Below are 14,101 nucleotides of genomic sequence, written 5' to 3' on the forward strand. Positions count from 1 at the left end.
CGAAAAATGTCATACGAAGTCACTTACATTTTAGGGAATCCTAGCCCGATAAAAACGTAATATAGTCCACTTTTTCAACTTCATTGTTTACCAAAAAAACACCTTATTGGTATACAAATCATACCAATACCTTCAATCATAAAAAAAGCTGAACAAATTGTTCAGCTTTTTTTATGATTGAAGGTATATTTTTGTCGCTAAAAATCGTACCCTAAAGTTAGGTATGGAATGGCTTTATTTATTTCTCCATTATCTAATCCCCAAGCGTAATCAAACTTTACATAAAACCCAAATAACATTGTGCGCGCTCCAAGTCCGTAGCCCAATAAAAAAGGATTTCGAAAATTATTTACGGTCGCACTAAAGAAATCCAAACGTATAATTTCAGTGTTCAGGCTATTCTGACGATTGAAAGGCCATTGACCTGTCCAAGCAGTACCAACGTCTGTAAAACCTACTAACTGAAAGTTTCTCAGGAAGTTTGACGTAATTGGGCCACGATAAAAATACTTGATAAGGGGCATCCTTAATTCACCATTAAATAATAAATGATTTGTACCAGAAACCTTATTTATATTAAATCCTCGGAGATTAGTGGCCAACTCTACGAAAAAGATGTCCCTATTATCAATTGGAATCAAGGAACTGCTCAAGCCAACCGCCAAAGGGTTCACACTCCTTTCGTCTTGATTATTTCCAGTCCAGTTTTCCATCCCCCCCAAAACACTCTGCTTGGGGGCTTTTCCTCCCGAGCGGGCAAAAGAAACACGGGTGGCAAAGATCAAATCACGGTGGATTTTTTGGTAATGACGAAAATCTACAACCAGTCGGTTAAAACCCCTTGTTCCTCTTATACCCCCAAATTGGTCGTAACGAACTTTAAAACGAGTTCCTTCCATCATGTTCATCCCATTGATTCTGGAGTTATCATACACAAACTCAGCCCGAGCACCTAGATAAGAAGAAGCTACATCGGCCGCTGAAATATTGCTTACATCCAATAATTTGGATTCAGCATAAAAAGGTGTCAATGAAACTCGCGCATTGTTGTTGAAAGGATACGAAGCCGTAAAGCCTACCCGATTGTAGCGGTATTTTTGACTGGCAGGAGGCTGGACATATAGACTTTGACGATCAACCCGGACGCCAAAATCAACGCGATGGGCGAGGTTGTTGTATTCTGCCCACAAATTATTGGTTCTGAAATTGAGAAGACCTAAGAAAAACCCTGCTTTGATAATGTGGTTTTCGAGCAAATCATTCATCGTCAGTGACTGCGCAAATCCAAATCCCCGTACTGGGTCGATTCGCCAATCAGAAGTGGCATCATTGCTGATAAACAGGCTCTTATAGTCAAGGGGTCCCTTTATTGTAATATTTTCTCTTTTGCGATTTCGACTGGGAAGATTGGCTGCACTAGAAACCGTTGTTCCTCTTCGCTGCCGATATTCAAACGATTTGAGTATATCTGGATCAAATTCATAGTTATCCGTGTCAACCTCTCCAGAATCTAACTGAATCTTTCGAGGATTGGCCATTTGTGCAATTAAACTAGCATCTGCCGCTGGGTTATTACGATTTTCGGTTTTATAAACCGACATTCCTGACATACTTTGTACTCTCGGCGTGGCAACCAGTTCATTGGTAACTGGAGAAAGTCTGCTCTGATAAAATAAACTTTCTTTGTCTTTGTACCAATTAATACTTACAAAAGCTCCTGATGCTGGCAGGTAATCGTAGTCCCGAATACTCTGGTTAAAACCAGTTACAGGAGTCAGTTTTTTAATATCTAACTCATACCGATACAAATTCACAATACCTTTATAATCTGAAAGGAAATAAAAAGTATTTTCGTCGATGGTGCGGGCATTTGAGATAATCCCCAAGGAGTCCGCAATTCTTGTAACTGTTTGAGCACGAGGATTTCCGTTATGTACAAACAACGCCATTTTTTCTTTGACGGTTTTATAGGAACCCTTATCTGCAATGCCCAACGAATCTTTGACTCGATTTGATGAAAATACGACACGTGTAGAAGATGTACCTACAAAATGCGGATAGCGGTCATCGTATAAATCACCCGTGAGCCCGAGTAACGAAGAGCGGCCTATATTGAAAAGATACAAATCGTTTTGCCCACGGCTATCGGCACTTAACACCAACGTTGAACCATCATTGGAGATGTCAAAATCAACAACTTGATTAATACCTCTGATTTCTCTACTCAATCGAAGTTTCGATTTTCCTTTGTCTCCAATATCAAACAATTCTAAAAATACCCGACCGTTTTCTTCCGAAATAATGGCCAAACCATTGCCGCGACTCCAGGCAATCAAAGGCATTCGGCTCAAATATGTTCGTTTTTCAAGGTCGTATTTTCCTTTGATAACGGTCGTTACTGATTTTGTTTCAGTATTAATTACGTCAACAGTATAATGACCTGATTTACGGTTTGTGACCGCAACATATTGATTGTCTAGACTCAGACGCGCGTTATTTGCAGGATGCCCCAATGGCAAATCTAAGACCCTCACCCAATCCCCAGCGGGGTCTTTATAGCCATTACCAGTGGAGGTAGTCGCCATATTGGTATAAAAATCCCGCCATTCTTTCAGAAAACGTGAAAACGATACCCCCAAAGTGCTTGATACGCTGGTTTGTTCAGTACGTATGATACGCGTTAAGTTGAGAATATTTGAGATATTATCTTTTCCGTAGCGTTCTGCGATATAATTCCAAATAGATTGCCCCACCAGCGTTGCTTCTGGGCCTGTCAATAAAGAAGGCTTCTTCATCTGATGATGCACAATCGCGTCGCGCATGTAGTCATCCAACTCAGGGTTCCATCCTTCTGCGATATACGCCGCAATTCCAGACATAAACCAATCGGGTAGCGATAACAAAAGTGAACTTTGCAAAGCATCTTTCAAACTTCCTCCGTAAAGCATATCATAGACAAACAAGCGAGAAATCTCCTTGATAAGCTGCTTTCGGAAGCTGATTTGATCGCCTGTGAATGCTATTTCCAAACGCGCCTTGGCCAGATTAAGCTCGGTCTCGCTTAAGTCTGAGCTATTAGCCATGCCCATATTGCTTTGTAAAAGCTCTTGAGGGGAATTGTAGAGGAAGATTTTGATTCGGTTGTAGGGGGTGTATCCTAAGGCTTCGGTAATTCGGTCAAATTCAGATTCGGCATATTGAGCTGCCAGCGTAGCCAACGGTGTTCCTGCACCGTGATGATAAATCTCAAAGTTATTGGTTTTGAGGATTTTCCATTCAAAGCGCTGATACTGTACTCGATTTTTGCCGAATTGCTCTTGAGAAGGATAATTTTGAGCTTCAACCGACAGCGTCGGTAACAACACCGCCCCTATCCACAGCAATCTAGTGATAAAACAGCTTTTCATATTCAGGCTAACCTATTAATCGTTAAAAGTTAAGGGTTAATTGGTTAGGCAAATAGTTGCCATTCACAAAGGGCTTCTCGCATTTCGCCCTTCGGCCGCGATTGCCTTTAACACTTAACACTATTTAGAACGAAAATATAACGAAAAAATTCGCTCAATATTCGCCTCTTTATCTATTTCTTCTCCGGTCTCTAAAAAATTCACAAACTGATTTGCAAAAAAAGGGGCAAGGCTAACGCCTTTGGTTCCCAGCCCATTGAAAATCCCCAATGACGCGTATTCAGGATGGATTCCGACAAACGGCCTTCGGTCTTTAGTAGAAGGCCGAATCCCTGCATGTTGTTCGAGAATTTGATACTTTTTTTTTAGGTAAGGTTTTATTTTATCTTCCAAATACGCTCTTCCGTCTTCTGTAGCCTCCCAGTCTAAATCATGCCAACTATAAGTAGCCCCCAACCGACATTTTCCTTTACCATCAAGTGGCAGGATAAAAGTCCCCTGATTGATGATTTCTTGGAGCGTATAGTCTTCAACAACCGCGATGAGACTTTGGCCTTTCACGGGATTGAACGGCAACCAATTAAAAAATGGATTCTGACGGGCTTCGTAACCTTCACAAAATAGTATTTTTTTAATTTTTAAATCATTGTACGATACACCATCTTCCTGAATTTCAATTTTTTGATAGTCTACTCTATCGTGTATATATTGTTTATTTTCAATAAAATAGTTCTCGATTTTTTGAAGCATCTGAACGCAATCTACCCATCCAGCCTGCGTAATTTGAAGTCCTCCGTAAGGATTTTCGACAAAAGGTGAAAATTTAGCATCATCAGCGCGTTCAACCACGTACTTCGCAAGGTTTGGATCAGCGGTTTGGGCCAAGTACGAATTTTGTTCTTCGATAGACCGATACGGCCGATACACATCACAGTCGTGGAGGAAATCTCCGCCGAGCTGCGCTTGCATATCGGAGTAAAATTTGTGGGCAAACGGAAAAAGCTCATCGGCTTTCCAAGTCCGATATAATTTTTTGCCAGTCAAAGGATTAAATATTCCACCCGAAACTTTGGAAGCCGCTGGCAGGGTGGGGTCATTCATGATTAGCACCCGGTGCCCGCGCTGTGATAAAGTCCAGGCAAGAATCGAACCTGCGATGCCTTGGCCTACAATCAAATAATCGGCGCTCATGGGTTGGTTCTACTTTGTCTTATCGAACTGCTGATTTTTTCATCGGCCAAGTTGGTAAGCAGTTCAATTTGTTCATCCAAGGTCATAAAAGAGGTATCGACCAAGGTGGCATCAGCGGCTTGCCGCAGAGGGCTGTCAGCTCTAGTGGTGTCGATCAAGTCTCGTTTGTGAATATTTTTCAGAATATCTTCCAAGTCGAGCATTTCTCCTTTTTCCAACAATTCTATTTGACGGCGTTGCGCCCTGATTTGCGGGTCGGCAGTCATAAAGACTTTAAGCTCTGCCTCCGGAAACACCACGGTTCCGATGTCGCGTCCGTCCATTACCACTCCTTTGGCTTTCCCCATTCTCTGTTGTTGGGCCACCATCGCCCGCCGCACTTCCGACACCGCACTTACTTCACTGACCCAATTTGCAATGTATAGTTTCCGAATTTCATCTTCTACGTTGAGTCCGTTGAGATAGGTTTCGTTGCGCCCTGTCTCAGGATTTCTTCTAAAGTCGATTTTAATCCCTTCGAGTGCTTTTGAGATTTCTTTGGGGTTGGTGAGTGTGATATGATGCGTATGGAAATAAAGCGTAACGGCCCGATACATGGCACCAGTATCAATGTATGCATACCCCAAATGGGCTGCTACACCTTTGGCGGTGGTGCTTTTTCCGCAACTTGAATAGCCATCTACCGCAATAATAATTTTAGACATACGTAGTGAAGTAGGTTAGGCGGCAAAGATAATCAGAAAGGATTGATAATTAGGAAACCTTGCGGAGCACAAATGGTTTGACATGTCGCAGTCAGAATTAATGGGACGTAAAGCCAATCAACTCTATTTTTTTATTTTTATTTTAACCATCACTACAGTTCCTTTACCAGGAGTAGAATCTATAATCAAATCCCCTCCCAAATGCTCTCTTACTCGGGTTGTTAGGCTTACGAGTCCTTTACCCATCCGGCTTGATTTGTTTGAATCAAAGCCTTCTCCATCATCTTCTACAATCAGGGTCAATTCATCATTTTTGGTTCGATTCAACTGTATTTCAATTTGTTGGGCCTGAGCATGCTTGAGGGCATTTGTTACACATTCATTGATGATGGCGTACAGGGTCATTTCCAACGATGGGCTTAATCGATGCTCCATGCCACGAGTCTGAATCACAAACCGAGGTTTTTCGACATCCAGATAAAGTTCTTTCAGCATAGATAACAATCCTCTTTCTTGCAATTGATTGGACATCATACTGTGCGAAATACGACGTGTTTCATCGGCAGCAGTGTCAAGGATTTCAAAAATTTTCCGGTAAGAATCAAATTGTGCGTATTCGTATTTTTTTTGAAAAAAATCTAAATTGATTTTCAAAGCAGCCAACAGTCCTCCTACTTTGTCGTGCAGGTCAAGTCCAATCCGCTGCCTTATTTTTTCTTCAATCTGGATTTGCATCTCAAACATTTCCTGTTGTAATTTTTTTCGCCCTTCTTGATATACTTTAAAACGACCCGCCAACCCCAACATTAGAATATACATCTCATACAATGTAAAACTGTAATATAAATCATGCATTTGCTGAATCGGCGTTTGATGGAAGTCAGAAAGTGCCTCCCAAGTACCAATGGCAAGAACCGGAAAAGTAGCCAAAACATAGAGCCAAGCTGGGCGATAACCATTTTTAAGCGCCTTAAAAACATAAAAAAGCATCAATGAGGTATTGGCAATAACCGTCATGTAAAAATAAGGACGGAGTCTGAGCAGATTATCTTCTTCGTTGATGATAAAACACAACAATACGACACTGATACTAATGGTAACATAGCTAGTGGTCAACAAGCGCTTTGGAGCAACGTAACCATAACTCACAAATTCTTTGGCAAATAAAAGATAAAATACGGGGAGTAAAGTAACCAGAAAAGCGTAGGCGTTTTTATTGCGAATAAACGCCGGAGATTCTTCAAAAAAAAGGTAGTGATAATCATTGTAAATCAACACCATACAGAGAGAGCAGCCTGCACAAAGTAGATAATACAAATAAAGGCGACCTCGAAAGAACAGTGCCATATAGGCCGCAAACAACACAATAATAATCATTCCTCCGATGTAAACGCTTCTAAATAGTTCTTCTTTCTGGAGATACGCAAAGGCACTATGGGCAGAGAGAAGCGTCAGTGGATATACGCTCAAAGGATAATTATCCATTCTCGCTTTCAGAAAGATGGATTTTCGTCGATGAGGTTCGAGGGTGAAATGGAAGGTTTGTAAAGGGGCCAATGAAGCCCGATTGGCCAATGAAAAATGGGTCCCTTGTAGGTAAGTATTGACCAAAGAATCCTTCTCAATTACGTACAAAAAAACACTGTCTAAACCAGAGGTAATAAGCGAAATATTTTGCGGGGTAAGAGCTTCACTGACAATATCGAATCGTAGCCAACAGTTAGCTTCTGTCGTTTTAAAGTTGACATAACTGTTTTTATTGGCTTTAAATTCTTTACTTCTCTGAAGTACTTGTTCTAATGTAATTGCCTTGGACGTATCTAGTAGATACATAACCCTAGGGGCGAGCTCGAGTTGATTAAAGTTTTTGGGAATAGAAATAAGCAGGGAGTCATTGGCCAACAATTTCTTTGAAAAAATGCATAATAGCGTGCATAGAGCGCTCAAAAAAACCTTACTCTTCCAATAGCCCATTTTCATAAATAATCCGAATCATATCGGCCGTATTTTTAGCATCCAATTTACTCATAATATTGTCTCGATACTCATCAACCGTTCCAGCTCGAATAGACAATGCCTTTGCGATGTCTTTGCTGGTAAAACCGTGCGAAAGCAGCTTGGAGACCTCCTTCTCTCTTTTGGTAAGTTTTGCAAACGCATTAATTGGCTCTAGCTCTTCCTCTTCCTGCTTAGTTTTTAACTGAGTCTCTACTTCGCTTTGAAAATAACTTCCCCCTTGATAAACCGTAAGAATAGCATTATATAGCTCTTTGGAGGTAGTATTTTTCAGTAAATAGCCTTTTGCCCCCAGCTGTTCTGCTTTTTTTATAAATGTAAAATCATTGTAATTGGACAAAATAATGGTTTTAGTGTTTTTTGGAATGCTCTGCAAGTACTCTAGCACTTCAAAACCTGCTATTTTGGGCCGGCCTAAGTTTCTTAATGGAATTTGTAAATCCAATAATACAATGTCAATTTTATGGATTTTTAATTGATGTATGGCCTCATCACGATTATTGGAGATACCAATTACCTCCAAGTCGGTAAAATCAGCGAGTAATCTACTAAAAGCTTCTGCAATCAGGTATTTGTCTTCTACTAACAAAATCCGAATAGACGGCGGAACAAATGGTGACATAAGAATATGTAGGTTTCTTACAAAACAATACCCTAACTCCCTAGTAAACAACCCCTATTTTTAGGGGTTACCACAAGGTAGGTATCAATTTCCAAGTATTTTGTTGATAAGTACGATAACTGTTCCCAAAAGCCCTAATCATTGCTTTTTCTTCCGCTTTAATTCTAAAAGTATAAACCAAAATCATCAAAAAGGACGTAAGAAAAACCGAATAAGTATCTTCTAACACCAATGGTGTACCCACCACCGTTAGAATTCCTCCCGTGTAACTTGGGTGACGAAGAATTTTATACGGTCCCTTCGTAATAATCTTTTGAGAATCTGAGACCATCACACTGGCGGTAAAAAAGCGACCGAGTATTTTAATTGACCAGTATCTCAAAGCACCTCCCATAACTATACACATTACGCCAATGATGCTCGAAAGATTCCAGTGAAATGTATGCCGACCATGAAAATGTGCCCATTCTAAAACGGATAGCATTTGGCATACCGTAATGGTTAACATAATCCAGGCGGCCGTATAATGGTCGGCCTCTTTACTGTTTTTTATTCCACGCCAGACAATTGCGGGTTGAGTAAGTAACGACCATAGACTTCCGATACAAAAACAGGCAATCTGGGGCATAAAAACCAGCTTAAACGACCCTCCCAAAGGAAGTACAAACATAAGAGCGGTAAGCCCAATAGAGGTGAATATTTTGGAAGCTTTCATCAGTGTGTTGATTTTGTTTACACACTGATGTTGCTCTTACTCACTCATAGGTTATCACATCCGTAGTTATCTTATTTTTTCGGTCTTTTTACAAATATAAAATCCCCCCCTTCATTCCCTGCCTCTTTGATTGAACCATACTGCGGCGACTGCCGGGTGGGACTGTTATCTGTTACTGGTATTTGAAGCATCGAAAAAAGATTGGCGGCGGTCAGATAATCGCTGGTGTTGGTTTCTAAAAATTGCAACAAATACTTCGTAAATACACTCTTATCGGGCACAATAGTACTGGCAGCGCTGGTGATGGCCTTTCGGCTTTTTTTACGGGCTATTTCTTGAATGGCCACTGATACTGGACTCGAACGCGCCTCCAAAATCCCCCCGCTGAAACAGGCATCTGAAATGACCAAAACATGTCGGCATTTCAGGAGTTTTAGTTGGTCTTTAATATCGCTGTTGCTAAGCCAGGTTTTACTTCTAATGGCATTGTATTTAGCATCAGAAGGTAGCCAGTAGCCTTGTTCGGCTGCTTTGACTTCCTTGCCGTGGCCCGCATAAAACAATAATAAATTATCATTTTCCCCCAATTTGCCAATTAATTCATTGAGCGCGTTGATGATATCATCGCCCGTAGGATTGGCCAGAGAAATCACATTTTTTTCCTCAAACGTATAGTAGGAAGTAAGTACTTTTTTTAGTTTTTGGGTATCTTCAATCGGGAATTTTAAATCGTCGATGGGCGCTTCGTAGTCATTTACCCCAATCAATAAAGCATAATTGGTACTGTTGAGGATTGAGCTATTTTCATCATTGGTTTGAATTTCAGTTCCCCTTACTATTTCAGCATTGGGCGGCAAAGCTGCGGTCACCGTAGGCTCCACAGATTTTGAGAAATGAAATACCCAAAAATTAACTTGGCTTGCGTCCCGGGCGAGAATACTCTCCACTTTAAGCTCATCTTTTTGATACACGTTAGTAATGCGCCCACTGGCTGTAGTAGAAGCTCCTTTATCCTTGAACTGGTATTTACGAGTCAACTGAAAAGCGATATCAGTGGCATGATTGGGGCTGTAAGTGCTGTAAGTTGTTGAACCATCTGGACAAAAGGTAACCGTTTCGTCGTAGATTTCACCAAAAGCATCGGCTTGGGTACGGCTGTAGCGCTTGCAGTTGTTTTTGGTATCAGCTTGAAATAAAAAATCATTGGCCTTAAGAACTTTATCCTTATCGGCCACGGGCTTTTTCTGCAATTCCAACAAAAAACCTAAACTAAACTGCTGACCAAAAACAGGAAAAACAAAAAGTAGGGATAGGCAAAATGTCAATAAAAAAAAATATCGCCCCATGATTTATTCTTAATGAAGAGTTAAACAGCGCTAAATTAATAAAAATGATGGCTTCCACTTTTGGGATAGCCATCATTTTTATTACCAAAAAACGATTATTTTAATAAGTGTAGCTACTGCCATTTTTCACAATTTCCACCACCCTAACTCGGTTACCTTGGCGGGTTTCGCCATTGTATCGTTTGCTTCTATTGGGAGAAGTAACAGTGACGACAAAAGGGTTGGGCGTGGAGGTATTTTCATAATCATTCACTTCCACGATGTATTTGCCATCGGGGGCATTCTCCCAATACACATTTTCGGGCCCAAAACCGTTTGTATCATCACGGTCAAGAAACCCTCCCGATGACGAAGTTTTATCATCAAAATAGATTTCCTCGCCAAACGGGTCTATTACGTGCAAATCTTGGTCGGTAGCAGTACCCCAAGAAAGACTGATTTGTAGGGCGCCAGTTCCTAAGCGAAGTACTTCGATAGTAGTAGAAAGAACATTACTGATTTTGCCCGTAGCATCATATACGCACAATGATACTCGAAATTCTCCCCTACCTACATTGGATGGAATACTCACGTTCAATTGTAAGTTACCCGAACCACTACTTGCATTAGTAACGTAAGGCACATCTGCGTAACTATCTGCCCCTGCCACTTGTACATACACCCCCGCAAGTCCATTGGTCGCGTTTCGATAGTTGAATGTCAAAATAGCCGTGCTACCGTTGGAAGAAGTGAGCCGTCCGTTCAAGTTACTGATAATAGGCACGCCTGTGCCAGCCGGACTAGGGGTAGGAGGAGTCCCGACTACCCTCCTTACGGAAGTGGGTGGAGGTGTATTAATCCCTCCCTGATAATAAACCAAAATCCGGGTGAGGCCATTTACGTCGGTAGGGTCTATGGTTTGGGCCACGGGCACTACGTACTCTCGACGAATTGTACAACTTTCACTTAACAATAATAAGATAGCCACTAAAAAGCTGAGCTTCATTACGCTTACAGTTGATTTATATATCTTTTTCATTTCAGAATTAGTCAATGATTAATGATGGTTAGAACAATGAACCGATGCCCGCCCGAAGGCCAACATACTGCATAGGTGCAGCACCATATTGCAAATCCCAAGTTTTTGAATTAGTGGTCTGTCGGTAAAAGGCTCCAATATCTAAGCGAACTCTCTTCTTCTCACCCAGATAATGTACATACCCCAAAGCACCTCCATAAGCTAGTTGCGTGCCACTAAAACTATCGGTGGGCTGTCCAAAGCCCGCTTTTACCTTCAAGAGATGAAGCCCCCCCTCGGGCATAATGTAAAAGTGCTGGCCAAGGTTGATGCGTATGTGAGCGAGCAGGGGGATTTGGGAGGCCTCTGCAAAATATTGGTCAATTACGGGACCTTTTCTTGACTCTACCAAATCAATGCGGGTTGACCATTTTAAGTACCCCACTTCGATTCCCGCAAAGAAAGTAGGGTTAAGTTTATACTCCAAAAACAAAGTCCCCCCAAAACCCAGCGTGTGCGCGTAGCCTTCTGGTAGGGCTTTCCAGAGGGGGTCTCCCAAAATAAAGGTGGTCATTCCATTTAGTTGGGCCAAAATAGAAGGTTTTCTCTTGTTTGCATTGAGCCAATCTACTCCGCTGTGGGTGAGTTCTTTGGTTGGTTCTTCTGGCTTAGGTGCATTGACCTTCTCACCTGCTTCGTTTATAACGTTCGTTGAGCCTATCAGGCGGCGCGTACCATCGGGATACTCAATGTATTCTACACTGGCGGCGGGTACTCGCACCAACGGCGCATTTTCGTTTTCACGGTAGCTCACCGACTTACTGTCCTTGCTGGTTACCACGTAATTGGCGGGTATTCGTTTCCCGTCTTTCGTTACAATGTAATAGACATCGTTGGTCAAGCCCAGTACTTTGAGCTCTACTCGTCGGTTGGCGTAGCGTCCTTCTTCGGTCTCGTTGGTGGCAACAGGATTGCGTTTACCATAACCTACGGCTCTCAACCTAGCGGCGGTGATGTTCTGTTCTTTCACCAAGTAATTTCTGATGGCATTAGCACGGGTTTGAGAGAGTCGATTATTGACCTTATCACTACCGACATTATCGGTATAGCCGCCGATTTCCATCGTAATGGTGGGGGCTTTGACCAAGAAAACGGCGATTGTGTCCAAATAGGCCCGATCTTCGGGGCTAAATACAGCTTTACCCGTCAAAAATTGAATATTGCGCAGCCTTACCCGGCGGTCTTTCACAGGCTTATTATTTTCCAAATCACTGATAACCGCATCCAAATCGTCCGAAGACGACTTGGATGCGGTTTGCTGGGCGTAAAGGGTGCTGAGCATACAACTCATTAAAATCAAAGCGAGCGTGGTGTTTTTCATTGTGTATGTTGAGATAAATTATTGGTTACTTACTGATGAATGGGTTTCGCCGTCGCTGGATTTTTCTGTAACGCCTATGCGGTAGTTAGAAATCTTTTCGGCAAGTTTATCTTTGTCTATCCATATTCTTCCAGTATTAACCGGAATCAGCACTCCTCTCCCTGGCCCTTCACTTTTTTGGGTTAAGTACAAACTATGTTGCAAATCAGCGATGCCTTTGGGCGTTACTTCTCCTGATATGACAATCAGATTGGTATAATCTACGTTTTCATGTCTCCCTTTTACCTCGGCAAAAACCGTAAATTTGTTACCATAGCCTGATATAAAAGCTCCTAAACCACTACCTACATCTACACCGTTTTCACTTTTATAATCAATTTTAACCTCCTTCCCATCAGCCGTTTGCTGGCTGAACAAGTACCGATACGCGGTTATGATTTTCCCTTTGGCCCAAACATCTTCTGGTCCAGTTGGGCTCAACAACTCGTACGGGTTTGCCCTAAAAGCCCCCTCAAGGGTGGGGGGGACTTTTCCTTCATTGATGGTCATGCCTTTGGCACGGAGGTCATTAACAATACTTTGGGGAACAATTTTCTGAATCTCCTTCGAAAACCCTACCGTAGGATCTTCTTCTCGGTTTTTACAGCTATTGAAAACCATGACAGTAGCTAGCAAAATAACGGTGGCAACGGGAGCTAATACATTTTTCATTGGAATATTGATGTTTGAGTTGAGAGATTGAAAGCACTTCGTTATGCGTTCAATAATGGGTTGCACTCAACTTTCATAAGGTTATCACATTCTTCAGAAAAATTTTAGGTGTGTTGTTATTTTGTAGCTAACCTTCTTTAGACACTTAAAAATAAAAGAACAATTTAACTTTTAGGTATTTTTTGGCCGATAAACTTATCCCATTAGGGATAAAATGACATTACTTAGGCGGCGCCCCGAAATTCTTATGCTTTGGCCATTTTTTAAAATACACATGCGCTGTACGCGGTTCAACTGCACGATATACTCACAGTTAACAATCGACGAACGGTGAACTCTAACAAAACCCTCTGGTAGTTTTTTTTCATACTCGCCCAACGTTTTGGCAGTCATCACTTTGCGTCCGTCCAAAAGCAAAAAAACGGTGTAGTTTCTGCTGGATTGGAGCCAAACTATTTGCTCAAAAGGAATTTTTTCTCTGCGGTCACTTATCCAAATAGGCAATGCCAAAGATGTAGGCGGGGTATGGAGAGTAGTCATAATGTAGATAGATTTTCAATAGTAGAGTATATATAACGCTTCAAAAGGACTAAAATCGCCACTATTTAGGGGTAGCTCGAAGGCTCCACAAAATTGTTAGTTCTCAAAATAGTCGATGATCATTCCGCCCAGTATTTTAATAATACCTGCTGCAATGGCAGGTTTAATGGCAAATGCAAATGGTCCGGCTAAAATTGCTGCTTCTAGGGCAACTACTTTTCCCGCTACAGAAGCTAAACCAATTTTAGCAGCAATTGCACCTGCCTCATCTTTCGTGATATTTTTGCCATAAATTCGGGCTATTTGGTGAGCCATCACCGCTTCCTGAGCAACTAAAACTGTAGAGGCTGCCCCTGGCACCAATGCCGTAGCAAGTACCACACCTACTGCCACCCCTGTGTGGCCGTTTACATATTGTTCAGCTCTTTCTCGATTATTCATTGATGTAAAAGTTTTGATTGTTTTTATTTA

The 14,101-nt window shown here is 41.7% G+C and carries 12 protein-coding genes; all 12 read right to left on the minus strand.

Annotation, left to right across the window (positions count from 1 at the left end; translation table 11 throughout):
- Positions 1 to 197 precede the first annotated feature (197 nt).
- The 12 genes from DR864_RS10655 to DR864_RS10710 all read right to left on the minus strand — a co-directional run bounded on the left by DR864_RS10655 (position 198) and on the right by DR864_RS10710 (position 14,071).
- Positions 198 to 3,407: a hypothetical protein gene (locus DR864_RS10655; RefSeq protein ID WP_114066952.1), complete on the minus strand. Its 3,210-nt coding sequence runs from the start codon at positions 3,405 to 3,407 to the stop codon at positions 198 to 200.
- A gap of 120 nt (positions 3,408 to 3,527) precedes the next feature.
- Positions 3,528 to 4,598: an NAD(P)/FAD-dependent oxidoreductase gene (locus DR864_RS10660; protein ID WP_114066953.1), complete on the minus strand. Its 1,071-nt coding sequence runs from the start codon at positions 4,596 to 4,598 to the stop codon at positions 3,528 to 3,530.
- The gene (gene cmk, locus DR864_RS10665; protein WP_114066954.1) at positions 4,595 to 5,302 is read right to left on the minus strand and encodes a (d)CMP kinase; all 708 of its coding nucleotides are present in this window, start codon (positions 5,300 to 5,302) and stop codon (positions 4,595 to 4,597) included. Before cmk ends, DR864_RS10660 begins: the two co-directional genes overlap by 4 nt.
- A 123-nt stretch (positions 5,303 to 5,425) precedes the next feature.
- Complete coding sequence (locus DR864_RS10670) at positions 5,426 to 7,135, minus strand: sensor histidine kinase (protein WP_162793713.1); 1,710 nt, start codon at positions 7,133 to 7,135, stop codon at positions 5,426 to 5,428.
- 121 nt (positions 7,136 to 7,256) lie between these two features.
- Positions 7,257 to 7,940 (minus strand): response regulator, encoded by a 684-nt coding sequence (locus DR864_RS10675; protein ID WP_114066956.1) that lies wholly within the window; start codon positions 7,938 to 7,940, stop codon positions 7,257 to 7,259.
- Positions 7,941 to 8,007: 67 nt separating this feature from the next.
- The gene (locus DR864_RS10680; RefSeq protein ID WP_114066957.1) at positions 8,008 to 8,655 is read right to left on the minus strand and encodes a methyltransferase family protein; all 648 of its coding nucleotides are present in this window, start codon (positions 8,653 to 8,655) and stop codon (positions 8,008 to 8,010) included.
- A 71-nt stretch (positions 8,656 to 8,726) separates the two neighbouring features.
- On the minus strand, positions 8,727 to 10,001 hold the full coding sequence (locus tag DR864_RS10685) for a caspase family protein (protein WP_114066958.1): 1,275 nt from the start codon (positions 9,999 to 10,001) through the stop codon (positions 8,727 to 8,729).
- 100 nt (positions 10,002 to 10,101) lie between these two features.
- Positions 10,102 to 11,019: a YfaP family protein gene (locus DR864_RS10690; protein WP_114066959.1), complete on the minus strand. Its 918-nt coding sequence runs from the start codon at positions 11,017 to 11,019 to the stop codon at positions 10,102 to 10,104.
- Positions 11,020 to 11,047: 28 nt separating this feature from the next.
- The gene (locus DR864_RS10695; RefSeq protein ID WP_114066960.1) at positions 11,048 to 12,379 is read right to left on the minus strand and encodes an OmpA family protein; all 1,332 of its coding nucleotides are present in this window, start codon (positions 12,377 to 12,379) and stop codon (positions 11,048 to 11,050) included.
- A gap of 18 nt (positions 12,380 to 12,397) precedes the next feature.
- A complete protein-coding gene (locus tag DR864_RS10700; RefSeq protein WP_114066961.1) occupies positions 12,398 to 13,090 on the minus strand; it encodes a hypothetical protein in 693 nt (230 codons plus the stop codon).
- 195 nt (positions 13,091 to 13,285) lie between these two features.
- The gene (locus DR864_RS10705; protein ID WP_114066962.1) at positions 13,286 to 13,630 is read right to left on the minus strand and encodes a LytR/AlgR family response regulator transcription factor; all 345 of its coding nucleotides are present in this window, start codon (positions 13,628 to 13,630) and stop codon (positions 13,286 to 13,288) included.
- A 96-nt stretch (positions 13,631 to 13,726) separates the two neighbouring features.
- Entirely contained in the window at positions 13,727 to 14,071 is a 345-nt protein-coding gene (locus DR864_RS10710; RefSeq protein WP_114066963.1) for a hypothetical protein, read from the minus strand.
- Positions 14,072 to 14,101: the final 30 nt, after the last annotated feature.

The organism is Runella rosea, assembly GCF_003325355.1.
Classification (GTDB): Bacteria; Bacteroidota; Bacteroidia; order Cytophagales; family Spirosomataceae; genus Runella; species Runella rosea.